General features: G+C 74.1%; 22 protein-coding genes. 17 read left to right on the top strand and 5 right to left on the bottom strand.

What is annotated here, in order from left to right; genetic code table 11:
• The first annotated feature begins 100 nt into the window (after nucleotides 1-100).
• Nucleotides 101-1,687 carry an MFS transporter gene (locus IE245_RS30855; RefSeq protein WP_189953580.1) on the top strand — a complete coding sequence of 529 codons (1,587 nt, stop codon included), beginning with the start codon at nucleotides 101-103 and terminating at the stop codon, nucleotides 1,685-1,687.
• Between the two features lie 320 nt (nucleotides 1,688-2,007).
• Here the strand turns inward: IE245_RS30855 and IE245_RS30850 are convergent, their stop codons facing one another.
• Nucleotides 2,008-2,343: a helix-turn-helix transcriptional regulator gene (locus IE245_RS30850; protein WP_189953578.1), complete on the bottom strand. Its 336-nt coding sequence runs from the start codon at nucleotides 2,341-2,343 to the stop codon at nucleotides 2,008-2,010.
• Between the two features lie 112 nt (nucleotides 2,344-2,455).
• Between IE245_RS30850 and IE245_RS30845 the strand changes: the two genes are divergently transcribed.
• From IE245_RS30845 to IE245_RS30805, 9 genes are all read left to right on the top strand, one after another.
• A complete protein-coding gene (locus tag IE245_RS30845) occupies nucleotides 2,456-2,863 on the top strand; it encodes an STAS domain-containing protein (protein WP_189953575.1) in 408 nt (135 codons plus the stop codon).
• A 315-nt stretch (nucleotides 2,864-3,178) separates the two neighbouring features.
• Complete coding sequence (locus IE245_RS30840; protein ID WP_189953573.1) at nucleotides 3,179-3,583, top strand: STAS domain-containing protein; 405 nt, start codon at nucleotides 3,179-3,181, stop codon at nucleotides 3,581-3,583.
• 145 nt (nucleotides 3,584-3,728) lie between these two features.
• The gene (locus tag IE245_RS30835) at nucleotides 3,729-4,376 is read left to right on the top strand and encodes an RNA polymerase sigma factor (RefSeq protein WP_189953572.1); all 648 of its coding nucleotides are present in this window, start codon (nucleotides 3,729-3,731) and stop codon (nucleotides 4,374-4,376) included.
• 77 nt (nucleotides 4,377-4,453) lie between these two features.
• Complete coding sequence (locus IE245_RS30830; protein WP_189953569.1) at nucleotides 4,454-5,284, top strand: hypothetical protein; 831 nt, start codon at nucleotides 4,454-4,456, stop codon at nucleotides 5,282-5,284.
• Between the two features lie 436 nt (nucleotides 5,285-5,720).
• Complete coding sequence (locus IE245_RS30825) at nucleotides 5,721-6,611, top strand: SDR family NAD(P)-dependent oxidoreductase (RefSeq protein WP_189953567.1); 891 nt, start codon at nucleotides 5,721-5,723, stop codon at nucleotides 6,609-6,611.
• 82 nt (nucleotides 6,612-6,693) lie between these two features.
• On the top strand, nucleotides 6,694-7,272 hold the full coding sequence (locus tag IE245_RS30820; RefSeq protein ID WP_189953565.1) for a TetR/AcrR family transcriptional regulator: 579 nt from the start codon (nucleotides 6,694-6,696) through the stop codon (nucleotides 7,270-7,272).
• A 201-nt stretch (nucleotides 7,273-7,473) separates the two neighbouring features.
• On the top strand, nucleotides 7,474-8,604 hold the full coding sequence (locus IE245_RS30815; RefSeq protein ID WP_189953563.1) for a LacI family DNA-binding transcriptional regulator: 1,131 nt from the start codon (nucleotides 7,474-7,476) through the stop codon (nucleotides 8,602-8,604).
• Nucleotides 8,605-8,788: 184 nt separating this feature from the next.
• Nucleotides 8,789-11,212, top strand: coding sequence for a polysaccharide lyase 8 family protein (locus tag IE245_RS30810; RefSeq protein WP_189953561.1), 2,424 nt, complete (start codon nucleotides 8,789-8,791; stop codon nucleotides 11,210-11,212).
• Nucleotides 11,213-11,351: 139 nt separating this feature from the next.
• Nucleotides 11,352-11,756 (top strand): VOC family protein, encoded by a 405-nt coding sequence (locus IE245_RS30805; protein ID WP_189953559.1) that lies wholly within the window; start codon nucleotides 11,352-11,354, stop codon nucleotides 11,754-11,756.
• 192 nt (nucleotides 11,757-11,948) lie between these two features.
• Here the strand turns inward: IE245_RS30805 and IE245_RS30800 are convergent, their stop codons facing one another.
• Together IE245_RS30800 and mgrA are read right to left on the bottom strand one after the other, a co-directional pair.
• Nucleotides 11,949-12,347: a DUF3592 domain-containing protein gene (locus IE245_RS30800; protein ID WP_189953557.1), complete on the bottom strand. Its 399-nt coding sequence runs from the start codon at nucleotides 12,345-12,347 to the stop codon at nucleotides 11,949-11,951.
• 104 nt (nucleotides 12,348-12,451) lie between these two features.
• Nucleotides 12,452-13,444: an L-glyceraldehyde 3-phosphate reductase gene (gene mgrA / locus IE245_RS30795; RefSeq protein WP_308436640.1), complete on the bottom strand. Its 993-nt coding sequence runs from the start codon at nucleotides 13,442-13,444 to the stop codon at nucleotides 12,452-12,454.
• 128 nt (nucleotides 13,445-13,572) lie between these two features.
• Between mgrA and IE245_RS30790 the strand changes: the two genes are divergently transcribed.
• The 3 genes from IE245_RS30790 to IE245_RS30780 all read left to right on the top strand — a co-directional run bounded on the left by IE245_RS30790 (nucleotide 13,573) and on the right by IE245_RS30780 (nucleotide 15,983).
• Nucleotides 13,573-14,472: a LysR family transcriptional regulator gene (locus tag IE245_RS30790; RefSeq protein WP_189953553.1), complete on the top strand. Its 900-nt coding sequence runs from the start codon at nucleotides 13,573-13,575 to the stop codon at nucleotides 14,470-14,472.
• 174 nt (nucleotides 14,473-14,646) lie between these two features.
• Nucleotides 14,647-15,720, top strand: a complete 1,074-nt coding sequence (locus tag IE245_RS30785; protein WP_189953551.1) for a TerC family protein — start codon at nucleotides 14,647-14,649, stop codon at nucleotides 15,718-15,720.
• Between the two features lie 80 nt (nucleotides 15,721-15,800).
• Nucleotides 15,801-15,983 carry a hypothetical protein gene (locus IE245_RS30780; protein ID WP_189953549.1) on the top strand — a complete coding sequence of 61 codons (183 nt, stop codon included), beginning with the start codon at nucleotides 15,801-15,803 and terminating at the stop codon, nucleotides 15,981-15,983.
• 111 nt (nucleotides 15,984-16,094) lie between these two features.
• Here IE245_RS30780 and IE245_RS30775 read toward each other — a convergent pair whose 3' ends face one another.
• Nucleotides 16,095-17,789, bottom strand: coding sequence for an alkaline phosphatase D family protein (locus IE245_RS30775; RefSeq protein ID WP_189953546.1), 1,695 nt, complete (start codon nucleotides 17,787-17,789; stop codon nucleotides 16,095-16,097).
• A 240-nt stretch (nucleotides 17,790-18,029) separates the two neighbouring features.
• Between IE245_RS30775 and IE245_RS30770 the strand changes: the two genes are divergently transcribed.
• The 3 genes from IE245_RS30770 to IE245_RS30760 all read left to right on the top strand — a co-directional run bounded on the left by IE245_RS30770 (nucleotide 18,030) and on the right by IE245_RS30760 (nucleotide 20,310).
• On the top strand, nucleotides 18,030-19,382 hold the full coding sequence (locus IE245_RS30770; RefSeq protein WP_189953544.1) for an APC family permease: 1,353 nt from the start codon (nucleotides 18,030-18,032) through the stop codon (nucleotides 19,380-19,382).
• Between the two features lie 130 nt (nucleotides 19,383-19,512).
• Complete coding sequence (locus IE245_RS30765) at nucleotides 19,513-19,680, top strand: hypothetical protein (RefSeq protein ID WP_189953542.1); 168 nt, start codon at nucleotides 19,513-19,515, stop codon at nucleotides 19,678-19,680.
• A 90-nt stretch (nucleotides 19,681-19,770) separates the two neighbouring features.
• Entirely contained in the window at nucleotides 19,771-20,310 is a 540-nt protein-coding gene (locus tag IE245_RS30760) for a metallophosphoesterase family protein (RefSeq protein WP_229851719.1), read from the top strand.
• A gap of 144 nt (nucleotides 20,311-20,454) precedes the next feature.
• Here the strand turns inward: IE245_RS30760 and IE245_RS30755 are convergent, their stop codons facing one another.
• The gene (locus IE245_RS30755; RefSeq protein WP_189953540.1) at nucleotides 20,455-21,189 is read right to left on the bottom strand and encodes a catalase family protein; all 735 of its coding nucleotides are present in this window, start codon (nucleotides 21,187-21,189) and stop codon (nucleotides 20,455-20,457) included.
• A 364-nt stretch (nucleotides 21,190-21,553) separates the two neighbouring features.
• On the opposite strand from IE245_RS30755, the gene IE245_RS30750 reads away from it, so the two are divergent.
• Complete coding sequence (locus tag IE245_RS30750) at nucleotides 21,554-21,877, top strand: YkvA family protein (protein ID WP_189953537.1); 324 nt, start codon at nucleotides 21,554-21,556, stop codon at nucleotides 21,875-21,877.
• Nucleotides 21,878-21,927: the final 50 nt, after the last annotated feature.

Genomic DNA, 21,927 nt, shown 5'->3' with positions numbered 1-21,927 from the left:
CGCGGCCCTTCGCGCCGCTTCCTCCCCGCCAGTCGCAGCCGGCCGCCCCCAGGGCGCCGTGCGCCGGCTCGGCGTTTTCTCACGACGAAAGAACCCACGCATGCCCTCCGCCGGCACCCTGGCCGAACCCTCCCACTCCCCGCCCGCCGCGACGGCGAGCGACCGCCGCTCCCGCCCGTGGCTGACCCTGGTCGCCGTCGCCTTCGGCCTGTTCATGGTCGGCCTCGACGGCTCCGTCGTCTCGATCGCCAACCCCGAGATCGGCCGGGACCTCCACGCGTCCACCTCCGACCTGCAGTGGGTCACGAACTCCTACCTGCTCGCCCTCGCCGCGGCGCTCATACTCGGCGGCAAACTCGGTGACCGCTTCGGCCGCCGCACCTTCTACCTGGTGGGCGTCGCGGGCTTCACCCTCGCCTCGGTCGCCATCGGCCTGGCCGGTTCCATCGAGGGCGTCATCGCCTTCCGGGCGGTGCAGGGCTTCTTCGGCGCCCTGCTGATGCCCAACACCCTGGGTCTGCTGCGCGCGGTCTTCCCGCCGAAGAAGTTCGGCATGGCCGTCGGCATCTGGGCCATGGTCTCCTCGGTCTCCACGGCCCTCGGCCCCATCGTCGGCGGCTTCCTCGTCCAGCACGTCAGCTGGGAGTCCGTCTTCTACATCAACGCACCCATCGGCGTCGTCGCCCTCCTCTTCAGCGCGGCCGTCCTGCCGCAGAGCCGGAACGAGCACGCCGCGCGGGAGAAGTTCGACGTCCTGGGCGTCGTCCTGCTCGCCGCGGGCCTCCTCGCGCTCGTCTTCGGCGTGGTCAAGGGCGAGACCTGGGGGTGGACCTCCTCCGGCACGCTCGGTGCCATCGGCGCCGGCCTGCTGCTCCTGGTGCTCTTCGGCTGGTGGCAGACCCGGATCGCCGCACCGCTGCTGCCCATGCGCCTGTTCCGCAACCCGGCCCTGGCCATCGGCACGGTCATCACCGCGCTGAACTTCTTCGTCCTGCTCGGCGTGATCTTCTTCGTCATGATCTACCTGCAGAACGTGCGCGGCTTCACCCCGGTCGAGGCCGGCGTCCGGACCCTGCCCCTCAGCCTCGCCTCCGTCGTCGCCTCCCCGCTCGGTGCCGCGCTCACGGACAAGTACGGCCCGCGCCTCACCATGCCCCTCGGCATGGCCCTCCAGGCCGTCGCGTGCTTCGCCATGCTCACCTGGGACGCCCACAGCGCCTACGGCCTCATGTGGCCGCCGTTCATCGCCCTCGGCCTCGGCGTCGGCATGGTCATGGCCTCCTCCTCCGACGCCATCGTCGGCAACGCCCCCGTCAAGGACGCCGGCGTCGCCGGCGGGCTGCAGGCCACGGCCCTCCAGATCGGCGGCGCCCTCGGCACCTCCGTCCTCGTCTCCCTCATCGCCGGCCGGGTCGGCACCACCCTCACCGGCGAGCTCACCTCGGCGGGCGTCCCCGCCCCCGCGGCGACCGCACTGCTGGAGGCCGAGGACGCGGTGGCCATGGGCGTCGCGCCCGTCGCCGCCGACGCACCCGCGCAGCTCGGGTCGGCGATCGTCGAGGGCAGCCACCACGCCTTCATGAACGGCGTCCACACCGCCGTCCTGACCGCAGGCGTCCTCTGCGTGGCGGGCGCGGTCCTCGCGGTCATCGGCGTCCGGCGGACCCCCGGCCACGCCCACCCCTAGAAGAGCCCCCGGAAAGGGCCGGTCGTCCACGCGGCGCCTCGGCACCGGTCGAACAAGGACGGCCGGCCCTCCCTCGTGAACGAACGCGCCCTCGGACAAAACCCCCTGGACCAGGAGACCCCCCACACCGCGCTCGTCGGCCTTCGCGGTGGAGGTGTCACGCGCCCACGGCGCACGGCGACGCCGGTGCGCCCGCGGGCGTCCTCGACGGTGACACCGATGGCGGGTGACGCGCCGTCAGGAGTGTCGGACCGCGCGGCCCGGGAGACGTCCTGCGCCAAGAAGGTCGCCGCCTGCCACCGACGAAGCTCCGGCTCGGCTCACTGGGAGACGGCCGGCTGCCGGCCGGCCCGCTCCGCCTCGTTCTCCACGAGCAGGGAGAGGAGGGAGGCCAGGGGGAGGCCGGCCTCCGCCGGGTGGCGCAGCGCCTTGCCCGGCTCTATGCGGTAGGTGTTCGTCCGTCCTTCTCGCGTGTGGGAGAGGTAGCCGTCCTGTTCGAGGTCGGCGATGATCCGCGACACGGCCCGCTCGGTGAGGCGGCAGCGGGCGGCGATGTCACGGATGCGGGCGTTCGGGTTGTCCGCGATGGCGGCCAGTACGCGGGCGTGGTTCGTGATGAACGTCCATCCGGTGTGGGATTCAGGGACTCCAAGCATGTCCTGGATTTTACGCGACGCGACTTGCCAGAACGAGAATGCATGACATAAATTTCCTGCATTCGGCGTCTCATTTCCCTCTCGTGGAGGGATCACCGGAGGGAGTCCCCGTATGCCTTGGGATGATGCCGCCGCCATCGAACTCCTGCGGGGGGCCGGCAACGAGCCCTCCAGGGGAGAGGCGGAGGAGGCGTGCCCGCAGGGCGTGGTCCTCCGGTACGAGTACCGCGGGGCGCAGGTCGTCGAGGCCCGCGGCGACTACGACCTGCACTCCCTCGGACCGCTGGCCGATGCGCTGAAGACCGCGACCGACACGCATCCGAAGGTGATCCTGGACGCGTCGGGGGTCACCTTCGCGGACTCGTCCTTCCTGAATCTGATGATCCTTGTCCACCGGACGGGAAAGCTGCGCGTCGCGGCACCGTCGGCGCCGGTCCGGCGCCTGTGCGCGATCACCGGCGTCGACGACGTCCTGCAGATCCGGGAGACGCTCTCCGGCGCCGTCGGCGTGGAGCGCTGACGGCCGCCCTCCGTCGGACCGGCGGGCAAGGGCGGCCGCGCCTCCGCGTGGTGGAGCTCACCCGCCTCCCGCCCCCGGACACCTGCCGACGGCCGTCGTCCGGCCCCGCACGCGGCTCTGACCTGCGAGACGTGCGTACGGGCCGGTGGAAGAGGATGGTGGGGGATACCGGACCGATCCGGGTTGCCGCCGGCGTTCCACCTTCCCGCCGGCGGCGATGTCGTCTCGAAACCGGGCTTCGACGCCTGGGATCCCGCGGAGGTCAGCGGGAGCACTCTGCCGGAGGGCTCTGCTCACGGATCGAGGCGCATCCCCGTGATACCCGACCGACCCCAGAACGACGCAACCCGCACCCGTCTGCACCTTGTCGACGGCGCACCCGCCTGGCGCCCGACCCGCGGCGACGCCCTCGTCCGCTACACCTCGTGCGGCCGTCCCACCACGGCCCTCCTGCTGCTGAGCGGCGACTTCGACGCCGAGACCGTCCCCTGCCTGCGCGAAGCCCTCGACGCGGTGCGCACCCCGCAGATCGAGCTGGTGCTGCTGGACCTGGCGGGTGTGAGGTTCGGCGACTCCGCGCTCGTGCACGAGCTGACCGACGCCCGGCGCCGCCCGCAGCGGCACGTCCTCATGGGCCCCCTCACCGGCCAGGTCGCCCTCCTCCTCGACGTCACCGGCACCCGGCACGCGCTCGACATCGCCCTCGATGACGCGCCCTGAAGGACGGCGTACACGTGAACGTGCCCCTTTCCTGATCTCCTGAGGTTCCACGGGGGCAGCCTGCTGCCGGCCTGGTCGGACGTGGTCCCGCGGTGATTTCGGCTCGCGCGGGAACCCTGGGGCGGGTGCCGGACACGAAGAGGACATGGAACTGAACGACGTCGGTCCCGCCGCATCGGCCGAGGAGATGTCCGACCGGGAGTTGTGGGCGGCGGCCGTCGGCGGCGACCGGGAGGCGTTCGGCCGGATCTTCGACCGTCACGCGAAGGCCGTCTACAACCACCTCTTCCGCCGAACCGCCGACTGGGCGGAGGCCGAGGACCTCACGTCGACGGTCTTCCTGCACGCCTGGCGGCGGCGGTCGGAGGTCGTGCTGGACCGCGATTCGGCCCTGCCGTGGCTGCTGGGCGTCGCCGACGGCCTGTTGGCGAACGCCCGCCGGAGGCTGAGACGGGCCGAGGCCCTCTTCCGCCGACTCGTCTCCCACGACGAGCCGGTACGCGATCACGCGGACCGGGTCGCCGCCCGGGTCGACGACGAGAGCCGCATGTCGCGGATCCACCGTGCTCTGGCCCGGCTGCCACGTCATGAGCGCGACGTCGTCGAGCTGTGCGTGTGGTCCGGTCTGGATCACCAGGCGGCCGCCGTCGCCCTGGGCATCGCGGTCGGAACGGTGAAGTCCCGCCTGCACCGGGCGCGCCGCAGACTGGGCGCCGACCTGGTCGACACGGGCGCGGCGACGGCGTCGTTCGGTTCCACCCGTCCCGTCCCCTCGGAGGAAGTCGCACGATGAACGACGACCAGGGCATTCCCGCGGCTCCTTCTGACCGTGATCTGCCGGACCACCGGCGGATGCGAGAGGAGCTCCTGATGAAGATCGGCACACAGGACGGCCAGGAGGCCCCGGAGCGCCGCGCACCCCTGCGGCGCGGCTGGCTGGTGCCGGCGGGCGCCGCCGCGGGCGTGGCGGCGGTGGGCGCCGCGGCCGTCGCCGTCCTCGGCACGGGAGCGGACGCCCGGCCGCCCCTCGGAAGCGCTGCCGGGAACCCGCCCCGCGCCGCCGACGCGCCGGACCCGCAGCCCACGAAGGGCGCCGACCGGTCCCGGCCCACGGCCGGCGAGCAGTCCGCCCCCGGCACCTTCACCCTCACCAGCACGCGGACGACGCCCATGGACACGCCCACGGTGACCAAGATCCTGGCGACATGCCTGGGCGCGGACGCCCCCCGGTACCGGGCGGTCGTCGCGGCACGGGCCCCCCTCGCTTCGCCCGCACGCGACGGCCTGGTCGTCGCCGTCGACTCCTCCGGCAGGTACGTGCAGTGCCACTCGAAGGGCGACAAGGGCAGCAGCCAGAACTTCCCGCCGACGTTCATCAACGACCGCCTGTGGGGGACCGGCCGGTTCGTCGAGTACTTCGACTCGCTGGGTGAGGTCGCCGGCAAGGGCCAGTACCTCATGACCGGAGCCGGGCACTACACCGCCGACGTCGCCAGGATCACCATCAGCTACGGGGACCAGGAGAAGGAGTACCCGGCGGTGATGGCCGACGGGGCGTTCGCCTACGCCGCGGCTCTGACCCCTGACGCACCTCCCGGCCCCTCCTACGTCGGTCCGTCCCCCTACGTCCACGCCTACGACGCGGCGGGGAAGAAGATCTACAGCCAGCGGACGGACCCGCAGTTCACCGACCAGCCGTAGCCGGCGCGCCCGTCGGCGCGGGGGACCCTCGGCGTCCGTCCCCCGGGCATGTGGGTGACGGCCCGCCCTGCGGGGCGGAGGCCGCCGCCGCGCCGACGGCGCCCGGAAAGCGGCGGACCGCCGCCGAGACCGGTCAGCGGCTCCCGGGCACAGCGGTCCCCGCGCCGAGGACGAGGCCCACCGCCTCGGTGCGAGCGGGTGCGCGAGGTCTGCGGCGACCCGACGGCGGCCGGACGTCCCGGCCCGTACTCCCGGCGCTCGCGGGGAAGCCGCCGACGCCGTACGGGTTCCCGGCCTCCGCCTGGCTCCCGGCGCGGGCCGGCCTCCCGTGCTGCCCAAGCCTCAAACGGATAGATCATCCGGATGTGTGCTACCGTCCGGACTGAAGCGGATGGTCCATCCGGTTCGATGGGGTCACGGGCGGGTGGAGGGGCGTATGAAGAGGACGGCAGTGGTCACGGCCGGGACCGCGGGCATCGGCCTGGAGACGGCGCTGGGGCTGGCCGCCGCCGGGTTCGCGGTCACGGTGGTCGGGCGCGACCCCGGGCGGGGGGCCGGGGCCGTCGAACGGATCGACGCGACGGGCCCGGCGCACCCCGCCCGGTTCCTGCCCGCGGACCTCGCCTCGCTCGACCAGGTGCGTGCGCTCGCCCGGACGATCGCGGCCGACCACGCCGCCTCCGGAGAGCCGCTGACGGTGCTGGTCAACAACGTCGGGGCGATGTTCGCCGAGCACCGGACCCGGGGCGGCGTCGAGGCGTCGTTCGTCCTCAACCACCTCTCGCCCTACCTCCTGACCGAACTGCTGCTGCCCACGCTCACGGCCGGCGCGCCGAGCAGGATCGTGAACGTGACGTCGGGCGCGGTCACCGTGGCCAAGCGCGTGTTCGACACCGTCGAGCCGCCGGGCGGCTACTACGGCTTCCACTGGTACGGTCGCGCCAAGCTCGCCAACCTCGCCTACACCCTGGACCTGGCGGACCGGATGGACGGCACCGGCGTCTCGGTCTTCGCCGCCGATCCCGGAGGGGCCGCGACCGACATGACCAACGGCACCATGACCGACCCGAAGATCGTCTCGCCCGCCCTGCGCCTGCTGTGGCCCCTGGTGCGCCGCACCTTCGAGCGCTCGACCTCGGGTCCGGCGTCCGCGGCGGCCAGGCCCTCCGTCGTGGCCGCCACCGACGAGACGCTGTCGGGCCGAACCGGCATCGTCATCGGCGCCCGGGCGCGCCCGGTCGCCCCGCACCGGGCGGCGGCCGACCCCCGTGTCGCCGCGGCCGTACGCCGGCTCAGCGAACGGCACGCGCCGATCGCCCCCGCCTGAGCGCCGCCCGCGCGGCCCGGCACCACGGGTGCCGGGCGAACGGCGGAACCATCCGGATGAACCATCCGATTAGCATGGCCCCATGACGACGCCCCTACGCAAGGACGCGGCCCGCAACTGGCAGCGGATCGTCTCCGTCGCCCGCGAACTGGTCGACGAGGGCACACCGTTGCAGCTCAACGACGTCGCACGCCGGGCCGGGCTCGGGGTCGGCACCGTCTACCGTCACTTCGCCACGCCCGAGGCGCTGCTGGAGACCGTCGCCGCCCCGTGCCTGGAGGCCCTGGCCGCCCACGGCCGGCGGGCGCTGACCGACGCCGACCCCTGGCACGGTCTGACCGGCTTCCTCTTCCGCACCGTCGAGGCACAGGTCACCGACGCCGCCCTGCCCCCCGTCGCCGCCGCGGCCACGGACGCCGTACCGCGCACCACGGAACTCAAGCAGGCAGTGGCGACGGCCGGAGCCACCCTCCTCGCCCGGGCCCGCGACGCCGGAGCGGTCCGCCCCGACCTCGCCGCCACCGACCTGGTCCCGCTCATGTGCGGCATCGCCCACGCCGTGAGCGTCCACGGCGGCACCCCCGCCGAGCGGGTCGACGCCGCACACCGCTACCTCGCCGCCCTCCTCGAAGGCCTGCGCACGACACCGCCGAGCGCGTGAGCGAAACGCCGATGAGGGGCGCGCCGTCCCGGGGCGGAACGCGTCACCGCCCCACCCCCCTTCGCGTATCGGCGGGCACGGCGGCGGTGACGCGCCCCAGGCGGGACGGGGAACCGGAAGCGGCTCCGTCCGATCTCCTTCCCGCTCTCCGGCGTTAGGCTGCGCCCGCGACCCACCGGCCGGAACGAGGAGGCGGCACCGTTGCGAGAGAGCGTGGAGGAGCGGCACGGCAGGATCCTGCGGCTCGTCCGCGAGCGGGGGAGCGTGCGCGTCGGTGAACTCGCCGCCGCTCTCGGGGTCTCGGTGGAGACCGCCCGACGCGACGTGGCCGCGCTGGCCGCGGTGGGACGCGTGCGGCGGCTGCACGGCACCGTCACCTGGCCGACCGCGCCGCTCAACGCCCGCGACGCCCGTCTTGCCCGCCGTACCCCGCCGAACGCGCCGGGCGGCCTCCTCCTGGGCATGGTCGTGCCCGTCTCCGACTACTACTTCCGGTCGGTCATCCAGGGAGCCCGCCGGGCCGCCGCCGACTCGGGGGTCCGCCTGCTCGTCGGCGTCACCGGCTACACCTCGGCACGGGACCATCAGCACGTCGCCACGCTGCTCGACGCCGGCGTCGACGGCCTGCTGCTCGCGCCGAGCTGGGCGGTCGACGGCCCCGACGAGGCGGAGGCGGCGCCGTTCGCCGAACCTCCGGTCCCCGCCGTGCTCGTCGAGCGGCGGATCCCCCTCGGCGTGCCCGGCTCCCACCTGGACCGCGTGGTGTCGGACCACGCCGGCGGAGCGGCGCTCGCCGTGCGGCACCTGGTGCAGCTCGGGCACCGGCGCGTCGCGCTGCTGGCCCGGCACACCCACACCAGGCCGGCGGTACGGGAGGGCTACCTCTCGGCGGTCCGGGCGCTCGGTCTTCCCGACGACGACCTCTCACCCGATCCGGCCGGCCCCGGCGGCCACCCCGACGACATCGGCGGGGGCCGCCTGCTGGAACTCATCGGCACCGGGGAGGTCCGCGCCGCGCTCGTCCACACCGACATCGACGCGGTCGACCTCCTGCACCGGCTCCGCGCCCACGGCGTGCGCGTCCCGGAGGACTTCGCGCTCGTGTGCCACAACGACGAGACGGCCGCGCTCGCGGACGTGCCGCTGACCTCCGTGAGCCCGGCGACCTTCGCCGTCGGCGAGGCGGCGGTCCGGTTGCTGGTGCGCCGCCTGGAGGACCCCGACGCCGCGCACTCCGCGGTCGAGTGGCTGCCGCGGCTGGTGGTCCGGGACTCCTGCGGAGCCGGTCGGGCACCCGCGCGCCACGACGTGCCCGAAGGACGCCGGCGGTAGCGCCCGTCCGCCCACCCGTCCCCACGACTCGGGCGCCGGCTGCCGCGTGCCCTCCGACTGACCGAATACTGCCCGAGTCGCCCTCGTCCCTTGACGAGGAGAAAGCGCTTGCACAGGCTGCCGTACAGGCACCGTCCCCACGCCCGAACCCCCCGCCACGACTCCCCGCGAAGGCTGGTCCGCCATGTCCCCATCCTTGCGCCGCCGCGCCCTCCTCCAGATGACCGCCGGCACCGCCCTGGGCCTCGGCGCCGGCCTCGGCGCCGCCGCGGCGGCGACCCCGGCCGCCGCCGCGGTCGCCGGCCCCCAGGAGTTCGCCGCCCTGCGCTCCAAGTGGCGCGAGCTCCTCCTCGGTACCGGCTTCAGCCCCACCGCCGAGCCCTTCAAGAGCCTCCTCGCCGACCTCGGCAGGACCGCCCGGGCGCACCTGTCCACCATGGCCCCCGCCGACGGATCGCTGTGGCCCGACGCGGTGTGGCGGGACCCGGAGCCGGACACCGACGCGGAGTCGTACGCCTTCTCCGCGAAGATGAACGACAGCTACAACCGGCTCGCCACCCTCGCCCAGGCCTGGGCCCAGCCCGGCACCGGGCTCACCGGCGACCCCGCCGCCCTGCGGGCGGTCCTCGACGGCCTCGACCACCTCCACGCGCAGGTCTACAACGAGACGACCGTCCGCTACGGCAACTGGTGGAACTGGCAGATCGGGGCCCCGCAGGCGCTGATGGACACCTGCGTCCTCGTCCACGGCCACCTGACGGCGGAGCAGATCGCCGCGTACTGCCGGGCCGTCGACCACTTCGTACCCGACTCGGTCTTCGACGCGTACACCGGCACCTCCACCGGCGCCAACCGCGTCGACCTGTGCCGCAGCGTGATCCTGCGTGCGATCGTGGGCGAGGACGGCGGCCGGATCGCCCGCGCGGTCGCCGCCCTCGACCCCGTGTTCCCGTACGTGACCGGCGGCGACGGCTTCTACGCCGACGGCTCGTTCATCCAGCACCGCAACGTCCCCTACATCGGCGGATACGGCTCCGTCCTCCACGACGGCGTCGGACGCCTCATGGCGCTGCTGCGCACGTCGCCGTGGCCGGTGGCCTCCCCGGACGCACAGCTCTTCCTGGACACCGTCGACCACGCCATCGCGCCGTTCGTCCACAACGGACTGATCATGGACAACGTCTCCTCCCGCGGCATCAGCCGCGCCGGCACCTCCGACCACACCAGGGCACACGCGCTGCTCGCCACCATCGTGCTCATCGGCCAGGGCGCGAGCGAGGCCGAGAACGCCCGCTGGCGCGCCATGGTCAAGGGCTGGATGCGGCGCGACTACCACGCCCCGCCGCTGAGCAACCCCAAGCTGAGCCTGGCGCGCGCCGCCCTGCTGCAGTCCCTGCTGGACGACACCTCGGCCGTACCGGCGCCCGAACCGGTCCAGCACCGGCTGTTCCACCACATGGACCGGGCCACCCATCGCCGCCGCGGGTGGTGCGCCTCGGTCTCCATGGCCTCGAAGCGCGTCGCCCACTACGAGTACGGCAACGGCGAGCACGCGCGCGGCTACCACACCGGCGCCGGCTGGCTCTCCTGGTGGGGCGACGACTTCGGCCTGGAGCAGTACTCGGACGCGTACTGGCCGACGGTCGACCCGTACCGCCTCCCCGGCATCACGGCCTCCCGCAAGCCGCTCGCCGACGGCGAGGGCGGCAACTGGGGCCAGCCCGTGCCGGACGCGGCCTGGGTGGGCGGCACGACCGACGGCGAGTTCGGTGCCACCGGGCAGCATCTCGTGGGCCTGTCCTCCACGATGAACGCGAAGAAGTCGTGGTTCTGGCTGGACGACTCCGTCGTCTGCCTGGGCGCCGGCATCTCCTCCACCGACGGCCACACCGTGGAGACCACGGTGGACAACCGCGCCCTGAAGGCGTCGGAGGCTCCGGCGCTCACCGTCGACGGCCGGGTGCAGCCCGACGGGCAGGGCGAGCGGCGCACCCTCGAGAACGCCGGCTGGGCGCACATCGCCGGTCACGCCGGCTACGTCTTCCCCCAGGGCCTGAGGCTCGGCACCGTACGCGAGGAACGCACCGCTGCCTGGCGGGACATCAACGCCGGGGGGCCAGCCGACCCGCTCACCCGCCGCTACCTCACCCTCTTCACGGACCACGGCACCGATCCGACGGACGCCGACTACGCGTACGTGCTGATGCCCGGCGCGAGCCTCCGCACGACGGCCTCGCGAGCCGCCGACAGGGGGTGGCTGCACCTCCTCGCCAACACCGGCGCGCAGCAGGGCGTCCGCGTGCCCCGCCTCGGCCTCGCCGCCGTCAACTTCTGGGCCGCGGGCACCGTCGGGGGGCTCTCCGCCGACGCGCCCGCGTCCGTCCTCGTCCGCGAACACCGTGACGGCACGGCGACCGTCGTGGTGTCCGACCCGGCCCGCCGGGCGGCCTCCCTGCGGATCACCTGGAACAAGCGGGTCTCGTCCGTGATCTCCAAGCCGCCCACCGTGACCGCCGCGACCACCACCGGCTCGGCCCTGAAGCTCACCTTCACCGGCCTGGACCGAGCCGCCGGCGCGCCGCAGCGGGTCCGGGTCCGGCTCGCCTGAGGGGACACGGCCCGCCGGGAGCCGTCCGCCGCCGTGCTCACCAGGGCCCCTTCGCCGGGGCGGGGGAGGGCGCGGGGCGGCCGGGGGGAAGCCCGTCGGCCCCGTGTCTGCGAGGGACGCGAGCGGGCACACGGAGTGCGTGACCGTTCACAAGAAGAGCGTCCTGGTCCTCGACAGCACCGATCCCGAGCCCCTCGCCCGCTTCTACGCCGCCTTGCTCGACGGCACCGTCGAACCGAGCGGCGCCGACCACGACCCGCTGCTGATCTCCGGCGCGGACGGAGTCGTCCTCGGCATCCACCGGGACCCCGGCCACGCGCCACCGAGCTGGCCCCGGCCGGAGGACTCCCAGCAGTCCCACCTGTGGATCCTCGTCGCTCCGGAAGCGCTCGACGAGGCCGAACGCGAAGCGGTCTCCCTGGGCGCCCACCCGGTGACCGCCGAACACAACGGCAGCCGGACGGACCGGCGTACCGACGTGCGCCGCTTCATGGATCCGGCCGGACACGCCTTCGTGCTCGCCGCACGCGACGCTTCACCGTGACCGGCGCGGACACGCGCCCCGGGACGACGGCGGCGGCCCCGCCTCCGGCACCGGAGCCGGAAGGTCCGGAGGCCCGCTGGACGAGGCCGCTCGTCGACGGGCCGTCGCGGAAAGCCTTCGGTCGCGTCGCGGTGGAGCCCGTGGGCCCCGTGCGAGAGGGCGTGGGCCTTCCCCGAGGGCCCGAGGACCGGTTCAGAGCAGACCCCGCACACCCTCGACCACGAGGAAGGCCCCCAACGCGGCGACCGGGGGCGTCATCCAGAGCTTGAAGGCGATCACTCCCGTGCGCTCGGCCTTCCAGGGCTGTTCGGGGGCGTAGCGCACCGGTATCCGGGAGCCGACCCTGGGGCCGGGGAAGGTGACCGCGGAGCTGACGACGTCGAACGTCCGGCCGTCCTCGGTGGTGACACGGAAGACCGTCGAACGCCGCACCGTCCCGGGGCGCGACGAGGCGTCCGCCCGCTCCACGACCAGGGCCGTCGTGCCGATCAGACGGGAACGCCCGCGCAGGTGCTCCACCGCCTCGCTGAGAACGGCCCACGCCACGTAGGACCCGAACAGGATCGCGATCACCGACCGGATCACGTCCACGGCACCCCCTTTCCTGTGAACGGCCTTGCCGAGGCGTTCTGTTCACAGGAGAGGAGGGAGCGGCAGGCCGTTCGGTTCCCGTCAGCGCGGGGTCGCCCCCTGGTTCACGGGCCGACCATGGCGTCGATGCGGGCCAGTTCCTCCGCGTCGAAGTCGAGGTTCCCGATGGCCGCCACGCTGTCGTCGAGCTGGCGGGTGCTGCTGGCACCGATCAGGGCCGAGGTCACGCGGCCCGCGCGCAGCACCCAGGCCAGGGCGAGTTGCGCCAGGCTCTGGCCACGCTCCTCGGCGAGCGCGTTCAGGGCGCGCAGCCGGGCCACCCGGTCCTCGGTGACGGCCTCCCGCTCCAGGAACGGGCTGTCGCTCGCGGCCCGAGAGTCGTCGGGGACGCCGTTCAGGTAGCGCCCGGTGAGCAGGCCCTGCTCCAGCGGGGAGTAGGCGATGGATCCGACCCGGAGCTCGTCGAGCGCGTCCAGCAGGCCCTCGGTCTCCGGGCGCCGGTCGAGCATCGAGTAGCGCGGTTGGTGGATGAGCAGCGGCGTGCCCAGTTCGCCGAGGATGCGGGCGGCCTCGCGGGTCTGGTCGGCCGAGTAGTTGGAGACGCCGACGTAGAGCGCCTTGCCCTGCTGGACCGCGGAGTGCAGGGCGCCCATCGTCTCTTCCAGCGGGGTTTCCGGGTCGAAGCGGTGGGAGTAGAAGACGTCGACGTGGTCCAGGCCCAGGCGGGTCAGGCTCTGGTCCAGTGACGACAGCAGGTACTTGCGCGACCCCCATTCGCCGTACGGGCCCGGCCACATCAGGTAGCCGGCCTTGGTGGAGACGACCAGCTCGTCGCGGTGGGCCGCGAAGTCCGTGCCGAGGAGGGCGCCCAGGGCGGACTCGGCGGCGCCGGGCGGCGGGCCGTAGTTGTTCGCCAGGTCGAAGTGGGTGATCCCGAGGTCGAAGGCACGGCGCAGGATGGCGCGCCTGCTCTCGTCCGTGCGGTCGGGGCCGAAGTTGTGCCACAGGCCCAATGACAGCGCGGGCAGCTTGAGGCCGCTGTTCCCGGCACGGCGGTAGGGCATGTGGGCGTATCGGTCGGGGTGCGGGGTGTACAACACGGCTCCAGGAGGTCGAGGGGTGCCGGCCGCCGCCGGCGGGGCCGGACGGGTCCAATCTGCACCCGACCGGGAGCATCGGTCCAACAGGCGAATCCGATGGGATTCAGCGGATACGCTTCTCAATCATGGAACTGCGCCACCTCCAGCACTTCGTCGCCGTGGCCGAGGAACGGCACTTCACCCGGGCGGCCGAACGGCTGATGGTGTCCCAGTCGGGCCTGTCCGCGTCCGTCCGGGCGCTGGAGCGGGAGCTGCGGGCCCCCTTGTTCGTGCGCACCACCCGCCAGGTGACCCTGACGGAGGCGGGCCGGGCGCTGCTGCGCGAGGCCGAGCGGATCCTCGCGCAGGTGCGGACCGCGCGCGAAGCGGTGGCGGCCGTGCAGGGGGTGCTGCGCGGAACGCTGGCGCTGGGCACCGAGCAGTGCGTCGCCGGCGTGTACGCGGCGGGGCTGCTGGCCGCGTTCCGCCGGCTCCACCCGGACGTGGAGATCCGGCTGCGCCAGTCCGGCTCCCTCGACCTGGCCGAGGAGGTCTCCGGCGGGCGTCTCGACCTGGCCTTCGCCTACCGCACGCGCGCCGACTCCGACCGGCTGCGCTCGGTGCCGCTGGCCACCGAGCCGATGACCCTGCTGTGCCACCCCGCGCACCCGCTCGCGACGGCCGGAGCGGCCCTCCTGCCCGACGACCTCGCCGCGGAGGTCTTCGTCGACTTCCACCCCGACTGGGGCCCGCGCCGGGCCACCGACGCCGCCTTCGCCGCCGCGGGCGTACGGCGCACGGTGGCCCTGGAGGTCAACGACGTCCACAGCCTGCTCGACCTCGTCGACGAGAACCTGGGCGTGGCGGCCGTCCCGCGGCACTTCCGGCAGAAGCGCGAGACCCTGCGGGCCCTGCCCGTGAAGGGCGTGGGCGAGACCGTCTACGAGACGGTGGCGCTGCTGCCGCCCCCGCAGGCCACCAGCCCCGCGGCCCGCGCCCTGATGGCGCTCCTCGAACGTCCTGAGGCCGGGGGGCCGTCCCGCTAGAGGCCTTCTCGCGACGGGGCGCCGGCCCCGGGGCCCGCAACGGCCGGACCGGCCCCTGCCTTCGCCTCCGCTTCCTCCTCCGTCGTCGGCGGAAGCGGCGTCGGCCGCCGTGCACCACACTCGTAGGAGAGAGGACGACGCGCCCGGCGCGATGGCCGAGGGGAGTGTGCCGGCATGCTCGAGGTCCCGATATGGCTGTGGGTGGCGTTCGCCGCGACGGTGGTGGTGTCCCTCGCGGTCGACCTGCTCGCCCACCGCACCGCGCACGTGATCGGTTTCAGGGAGGCCGCCGCGTGGAGCGGTCTGTGGGTGGGCCTCGCGCTCGTCTTCGGCGCGGTCGTCTTCCTCGTCCTGGGGACGACCGCGGGCACCGAGTACACGACGGCCTGGCTGCTGGAGAAGAGCCTGTCGGTCGACAACCTGTTCGTCTTCGCGGTGATCTTCGCCTATTTCAAGGTGCCTCGGGCCTACCAGCACCGGGTGCTGTTCTTCGGCGTCATCGGCGCGCTCGTCTTCCGGGGGATCTTCCTCTCCCTCGGAGTGGCCGTCGTCAGCCGCTTCACCGCCGTGCTGTTCGCCTTCGCGGCGGTGCTCTTCTACAGCGCCTACAAGCTCCTCAAGGACGAGGAGGAGAGCTTCGACCCGGGCAAGAGCCTCGCCGTGCGGATGCTCCGCAAGGTGATCCCGGTCCGGGACGACTACGCCGGCGCGAAGTTCTTCGTCAAGGAAGCCGGCAAACGCGTGGCCACCCCGCTCCTGGCGGTGGTGGCCGCGATCGAGGCGGCCGACCTGATCTTCGCGGTCGACAGCGTTCCGGCCGTCCTCGCGGTCAGCGACGACGCCTTCATCGTGTACACCAGCAACGCGTTCGCCATCCTCGGCCTGAGGGCCCTGTACTTCATGCTCGCCGGGTTGCTGGACCGCTTCCACTACCTCGGCAAGGGCCTGGCGATCATCCTCGCCTTCATCGCCGTCAAGCTCATCCTCCAGGCCTCCCACAAGATGATCAGCCCCGCCGTGCCGGAGATCCCCTCGCCGGTCAGCCTGGCGGTGATCGTCGTCGTTCTCGCCGGTTCCGTCGCGCTCAGTCTCAGGAGGCCTCCTCCCCCGGAGCCGGGGGAGCCCTCGGAGCCGGGGGAGCCCTCGGGGCCGGGGGAGCCCTCGGAGCCGGGGGAGCGGGAGGCCGCCTCCGAGTCCCCCGAGCCGACCCCGGAGTCGGAGTCGGAAACCCTGGACAGGGACCCGTGACTGTCACGGCCCCCTGTCACGGCCACGTCCGCGGGGCTCCACGACTTCCCTAGGGGCGAATAGGGGCATATCGTAAAGAAATGGTCAAGAAGAAGCGCAAGGGCGACCCCTACGTCTGCCCGACCTGTCAGCGATCCGTGCCGATGAAGCTCCACCGGCACAAGACCCTCGGCGTGTTCGTACCCGTCGCGGGCCCCGGCGCCTGCCAGAACCGCGACTGCCCCGACTACCGACTGGAGCCCAACCCCTCGGCCGCCCGGTGACCCGAACGGCACGCGGGCCGGAAAGGGCCCCGAGCGCGCCGCCTCCGCGCGTCGGCGGAGCACCGCCCGCCAGGGCGTCACCTCGCCCCGGCGGGGCGCGTTCCCCGAGCGTCAGCCCGCGTCCGTCAGACTCCGGTCGAGGACGCCGGTCAGCCGCGCCCCCGCGCGGTCGGTCCCACGGCGCCCCCGCCTCGCTCCGGCCGAGGCCCTCTCCAGCCGCAGCCGCGCCGTGCGCCCCCGCAGGGTCAGCGTCATCAACTGGTTGCCGAACCACGGCCCGCCGGTGCGCTCCCACCGCACCGCCGGCCGCGCGACCCGTCCGTGGCGGGCGAGGAGATGCCCGATCCCCTTGGCGAACCGGCTCCAGCCGAACCGGAACGCGACCCGTATCGCCGCAGGCACCGAGTTGTGCAGCGGAGAGCAGGTGAACTGGAAGACGCGCGAGCGCGGCTGCCGCCCGGAGGTCCAGAAGGGCTCCGCCACGTACGCGTGGTGCACGTCCCCGGAGAGCACGCACACCGTCGCCGGGGCGGCGTCGGCCCGCCCCACCTCGGCGACCGTCTCCGTCAGCCTCTCGAACGACGAGGCGAACGCCGCCCAGTGCTCCAGGTCCGCCCGCCGACGCAGCCACTCGCCGAACCGCGCCCAGCGCGGCCCGTGGTCGCCCCGGCACAGCGCCGCGTGCCAGCCCTCCGCGAAGTGGACCATCGGCGGCAGCAGCCACGGCAGCGAGGTCCCGACCAGCAGGTGGTCGACGCCGCCGAGGCCGTCGAGCGCCTGCGCCCGCAGCCAGGCCGCCTCCTCGGCGTCCAGCATCGCCCGGCGCCGTTCCTCCAGCACCCGCGCGGCCCGGGTGTCGACCATCAGGAGCCGGGTGCGGCCGAAGTCCTTGCGGTAGCTCCAGCGCACCGTCACCGGGTCGGCGTCGGCGCGCTCGGCGAACGCGCGCAGCACCTCCGTGCCGTCGCCGGCCGCCAGCACCGCCGCGTACAGCTCGTCCTCGGCGAGTTCGTCGGGGGAGAGGTTCCCGAGGTGCTGGTAGACCCAGTACGACATCAGCCCGCCGATGATCCGCTCGTGCCACCACGCCGTCGCCCGCATGTCCGCCACCCAGGCGGCACTGGTGTTCCAGTCGTCGATGACGTCGTGGTCGTCGAAGATCATGCAGCTGGGCACGGTCGAGAGCAGCCAGCGCAGCTCGGGATCGCCCCAGGACTCGTCATAGAGGCGGGTGTACTCCTCGTAGTCGGCGACCTGGTCCGGCGGGGCGGCGGAGCCGGTGCCCGTGGTCCGCCGGTGCCGGGCGATCCAGGCGCGGGTGTCGGCGGACGTCTCGTCCGCGTACACCTGGTCGCCCAGGAGGACGAGGACGTCCGGACGCTCGGCGTCCGGGTCGGCGGCGAGCCGGGCGGACAGGGTGTCGAGGACGTCGGGACCCACCGGATCCGACTTGCCCGCGGCAGGCGCCGCCCATCGGCACGACCCGAAGGCGACGACCACGTCCGTCGCCGGGACGGCGGGCGTGCGGATGGTGCCGGCCGGCTGGGACGAGTCCGCGAGGGGCCACACCCGCTCGCCGTCGAGCAGCACCTCGTACGCGGTGACGGTTCCCGGGGCGAGGCCGGTCACGACCACCAGCGCGTAGTGGTGGCCGGCGACGCGGAACGTGGGTGCCGAGCCGCCGGCGCCGCCCGGGCACCGGACCTCCGCGGTGCACGCCCGGTCGGTCTCGACCCACACCGTCGCCCTCGTGCCCGACTCCCAGTCCACGTGCCGCAGGAGCGGACCCAGTCTCAGACCGGCCACGGTGAGCCCCCTTCCGGCGCCCGCACGGTACGGAACCGTCCCTCCGTACGCTACTCGCCCACGACCGAAACAGCGCCGCCGCGCCGTACGCCCCCGCCCGCACCGGCCCGGCGCCGGCCGACGCGGCGCCCCCTCCCTGCGGAAGGCCCCGTTTGCGTCCGGTGTGCGGGGTGAAGAGATCCGTGTCCCGAGGGGGACGACGGACGCCCCCGCCCCGTACGACAGAACAGACGAGATCCCATGCCTTCCCGCTCCGGAGACGCCGACGCGCACCAGCCGCTCCGCCAGGTCCTCACCACGCGCCTGCTGTACTTCTTCATCCTCGGTGACGTCCTCGGCGCGGGGGTGTACGTACTGATCGGGGAGGTGGCCGCCGAGTCGGGCGGCGCCGTGTGGGTGCCGCTCACGTGCGCGCTGCTCCTGGCGCTCCTGACCGCCGCCTCGTACGCCGAACTGGCGACGAAGTACCCGAGAGCCGGCGGCGCCTCCCACTACGCCACGCGCGCCTACGGACCCGCCGTGGGGTTCTTCGCCGGTTACTGCATGCTGGCCGCGGGCATCGTGTCGGTCGCGGCGCTCGCCCGGGGTTTCGCCGGAGACTACCTCGCCGCCCTCGTGTCCGTGCCGGTGCTGCTCGTCGCCGTGGTCTTCCTCGTCCTGCTGGCGCTGCTGAACGCGCGCGGCATCCGCGAGTCCACCCGGCTGAACACCCTCGCCACCCTGGTCGAGACGGGCGGGCTGCTGCTCGTCGTGGGACTCGGCGCGTGGATCGTCCTCCGGGGCGACGGCGACGTGGGCAGACTGACGCGGCTCGGGACGGAATCCGCGTCGCCCACGGCGGCCGTGCTCGCGGGAGCGGTACTCGCCTACTACTCGTTCGTGGGCTTCGAGACGTCCGTGAACGTCGCCGAGGAGACCCTGGACCCGGCCCGCTCCTACCCGCGGGCCCTGTTCGGCGCGCTCGCCACCGCGGGGCTCATGTACGCCGCCGTCGGCGCGGCGGCCTCCGCCGCCGTGCCCACCGCCACCCTCGCCACCTCCGACGGCCCCCTGCTGGAAGTGGTCCGGGCCGCCGGAGCGGTACCGCCGCGGCTGTTCGCGTTCATCGCGCTGGTCGCGGTGGCCAACGGGGCCCTCCTGACCGGGATCATGAGTTCCCGGCTGGCGTACGGGATGGCCAGGGAGGGCCTCCTCCCCGCGTTCCTCACCCGCGTCCTCCCGAACCGGCGCACCCCCTGGGCCGCGATCGCCGCGACGACCGTCGTGTCCGCGCTGCTCGCCGCGACCGGCGAGGTCGACGTGCTGGCGGGCACCCTGGTGCTGCTCCTTCTGGTCGTCTTCTTCACCGTGAACACCGCGGCCCTGGTCCTGCGGCGCGATCGGTCCGCCCCCGCCGACCACTTCCGCGCCCCCACGGTCGTGCCCGTGCTCGGCGCCCTGTCGTGCGTCGTCCTGGCGACGCAGATCGAGGCCGGCGTCTGGGCGCGCGGGCTGGTGCTGATGGCCGTGGGGGCCGGCCTCGGCGTCCTCATGCTGCGGCGGCGGGGACGGCGGCCGGCGGCCGGCCGTGCCCACCACCCGAGCGCCCGCTGACCGGCCGCTCGGACCACTGGTGACCCTTCGCCGTCGTCGCCGGGAATGGGGAGAAGCGAGCTGGGTACCCGTGGGGTCGGCGGGCCACCGGGGCCCGCCGGCACCGCGGGACCGACACGGAGGACCGACCATGAGCGAGCAGACACCGTCCCAGGCCGAGGGCGAACGGGAGCCGGGGACGACCGGCGTACCGCCGAAGCCGGAATCCTCCGACGCACCGCGTACGACGCCGTCCCAGGCGGAGGGCGAGCGGACGGAGGACGACGACGCCGGGTCCGAGGGCTCGGCCGGGGACTGACGCGGGGCCTCGGCGCCGGGGGCCCTCGTGGAAGCCCACCGGTCGGCCGGGCGGCCGGGCGGCGATCGAGCCGGAAGAGGGGTTCGGGCCTTGAGCGACGACGACCCGTCCCGGGCGGTGGGCCGTCCCGTACGGCTGCTGCTGGTCTCGGACACCCACGTGCCCCTTCGCGCCAGGCGGCTCCCCGACGAGCTGCTGCGCGAGACGGACCGGGCCGACGTCGTCCTCCACGCCGGGGACTGGGTCGACGTGGCGACCCTGGACCTCCTGGAAGGACGCGCACGGCGCCTGATCGGCGTGTTCGGCAACAACGACGGCGCGGAACTGCGCACGCGGCTGCCGGAGGTGGCCCGCGTCGAGCTGGGCGGCCTGAGGTTCGGCGTCGTCCACGAGACGGGGCCGGCTCGTGGCCGGGAGGCGCGCTGCGCCGCGCTCTACCCGGACCTCGACGTCCTGGTCTTCGGCCACAGTCACATCCCCTGGGACTCGGAGGCGCCCGGCGGACCGCGCCTCCTCAACCCGGGGTCGCCGACGGACCGCAGACGACAGCCCCACCGCACGTTCATGACGTGCGTGGTGGCGGACGGGGCACTCGGCGAAGTCGTCCTGCACCGCCTGCCCGTACGCTGACCGTCCGGCCCACGGGCCGCCCGGCCGAGCGGGCGAGGGACACGGAGCGGCCGACCGCGGCGGAACTCCGCAGAAGACGCGGCCACGATCCGCCGACGACGTCGGACAGCCCCCGGACACGGGCGACGGCGAGGGGGCGAGCGCCTACGCGTCGCGGGCCGGCCGGCGTGCCCGCCGCGGCTCCGCCGCCCCGCGGCCCTGGCGGGATCCGGCGTAGGCGGCTTCGCGCAGGGCACGGAGACGATCGGTGGGCGGCAGGTCCGCCAGGCTCGCCGCGTACGGGTCGAAGGCGACCGGCCGTGCGGCGGGACCGGGGTGCGCGGTTCGCACGGAGAGGGTGGCGAACTGCCTCCACCGCTCCCCGCGGGCCGCGGCGCAGAGCCGGAAGCGCGCAGGTCGTCGGGTCAGCGCCGCGGCGAGCTCCGACGGGCGCGCGGGAAGCCCACGGCCGGGTTCGTCGGGGAAGGCGGCGACGACCCGGACCCGGTCGGGGAAGCGGTAGCCGCTCAGGGTGGAATAGGGGCCGCCGAGGGCGTCGGTACGGGGCAGGGGCAGGTGCCGGGCGAGGGGGCCGCTGCCGCTGGAGGTGAGAAGCAGGTCCAGCGGGCGGTCCGGGCCCGCGGCGTCCCGCACCTTCAGCGCCAGGCCCAGCCCGTCGGGGAGCCGTTCGGGCAGCCCGGCGGCCCGCGACCAGCGCACGGTGACGTCGTACCGTCCTCCCGCGTCCAGCCACGCCACGCCCCAGGGCCGGTCACCGGCCGGGAGTACGTCGAGCACCCCCGACAGGAGGAGACCGTCCGGATGCAGGGCCGGCCGCCGGCCGCGGTGCCGGGCCAGACCACGGGCCAGTGCCCGGAGCGAGGGGCGGGAAGCGCTCATCATCGCCTCCGCGCGGGCGGCGCCGGGCGGAAGGCGCCGCCGGAGCGCCGTGCCGCCCTTCCGCGGGCCTCGGAGTGAACGGACATGGTTCCGCCTCCTCACGCACGTGTGCTCCCGCGCCTACCCCCCCACGCCGCCACCGACACGAGGAGGGGGGCCGCCTTCCCTCCGGGAAGGGGGGAGGGGCCGCCGTGCCGGAGGGCGTAAGCGGATCATCAGCGGGACGTGAGGAGCGCTGTCGAGGACGGGGGCCGCCGATCTTTCGTGTCCCGCTCCGGGGAGTCCGCACGTGCAGAAGCACGAGGGCACCGTTGTGGCCGCCGCGGCTCGGCGCGGGCCGGACGTCACGGGGTAGGAGAGGGGAATGGACACATCCCTCTGGCTCACCGTGGCGGTGGTGCTCGCGCTCGCCGCGGCGGGCACCGCGGCCGTTCTGCTCGTACGCGTGTTCCGCGCCCGCAAGATGCTCCTGGACGCGGGTGTCCCGCTGAGATCCAAGGCCCTGTTCTGGGCGGCCGTGGTCTACACGATCTCTCCGCTCGACCTCGTTCCCGACCCGGTCTACCTGGACGACATCGGCGTCCTCCTGGTCGCCCTGCGGGCACTGCACACGGCGGCCGCGCGGAGCGGGGCACTGCCGGAGGCCCCGACGGAGACGCCGGACCTTCTCGGCGAGCGGCGCGGCTGACGGCTTGCCGGAGGGGCGCGAGGACCGTCGCCGCCCCGCCTCCTGATTCG

Source organism: Streptomyces roseolus (assembly GCF_014649855.1).
Lineage (GTDB): Bacteria > Actinomycetota > Actinomycetes > Streptomycetales > Streptomycetaceae > Streptomyces > Streptomyces roseolus.
This window is presented reverse-complemented; position numbering and strand designations above follow the sequence as displayed.

Excerpts from the sequence above, each read along its gene's own strand:
- IE245_RS30855 (WP_189953580.1), top strand. The coding sequence starts at position 101 with ATGCCCTCCGCCGGCACCCTGGCCGAACCCTCCCACTCCCCGCCCGCC.
- IE245_RS30850 (WP_189953578.1), bottom strand. The coding sequence starts at position 2,343 with ATGCTTGGAGTCCCTGAATCCCACACCGGATGGACGTTCATCACGAAC.
- IE245_RS30845 (WP_189953575.1), top strand. The coding sequence starts at position 2,456 with ATGCCTTGGGATGATGCCGCCGCCATCGAACTCCTGCGGGGGGCCGGC.
- IE245_RS30835 (WP_189953572.1), top strand. The coding sequence starts at position 3,729 with ATGGAACTGAACGACGTCGGTCCCGCCGCATCGGCCGAGGAGATGTCC.
- IE245_RS30830 (WP_189953569.1), top strand. The coding sequence starts at position 4,454 with ATGAAGATCGGCACACAGGACGGCCAGGAGGCCCCGGAGCGCCGCGCA.
- IE245_RS30825 (WP_189953567.1), top strand. The coding sequence starts at position 5,721 with ATGAAGAGGACGGCAGTGGTCACGGCCGGGACCGCGGGCATCGGCCTG.
- IE245_RS30820 (WP_189953565.1), top strand. The coding sequence starts at position 6,694 with ATGACGACGCCCCTACGCAAGGACGCGGCCCGCAACTGGCAGCGGATC.
- IE245_RS30810 (WP_189953561.1), top strand. The coding sequence starts at position 8,789 with ATGTCCCCATCCTTGCGCCGCCGCGCCCTCCTCCAGATGACCGCCGGC.
- IE245_RS30790 (WP_189953553.1), top strand. The coding sequence starts at position 13,573 with ATGGAACTGCGCCACCTCCAGCACTTCGTCGCCGTGGCCGAGGAACGG.
- IE245_RS30785 (WP_189953551.1), top strand. The coding sequence starts at position 14,647 with ATGCTCGAGGTCCCGATATGGCTGTGGGTGGCGTTCGCCGCGACGGTG.
- IE245_RS30780 (WP_189953549.1), top strand. The coding sequence starts at position 15,801 with ATGGTCAAGAAGAAGCGCAAGGGCGACCCCTACGTCTGCCCGACCTGT.
- IE245_RS30770 (WP_189953544.1), top strand. The coding sequence starts at position 18,030 with ATGCCTTCCCGCTCCGGAGACGCCGACGCGCACCAGCCGCTCCGCCAG.
- IE245_RS30765 (WP_189953542.1), top strand. The coding sequence starts at position 19,513 with ATGAGCGAGCAGACACCGTCCCAGGCCGAGGGCGAACGGGAGCCGGGG.
- IE245_RS30755 (WP_189953540.1), bottom strand. The coding sequence starts at position 21,189 with ATGAGCGCTTCCCGCCCCTCGCTCCGGGCACTGGCCCGTGGTCTGGCC.
- IE245_RS30750 (WP_189953537.1), top strand. The coding sequence starts at position 21,554 with ATGGACACATCCCTCTGGCTCACCGTGGCGGTGGTGCTCGCGCTCGCC.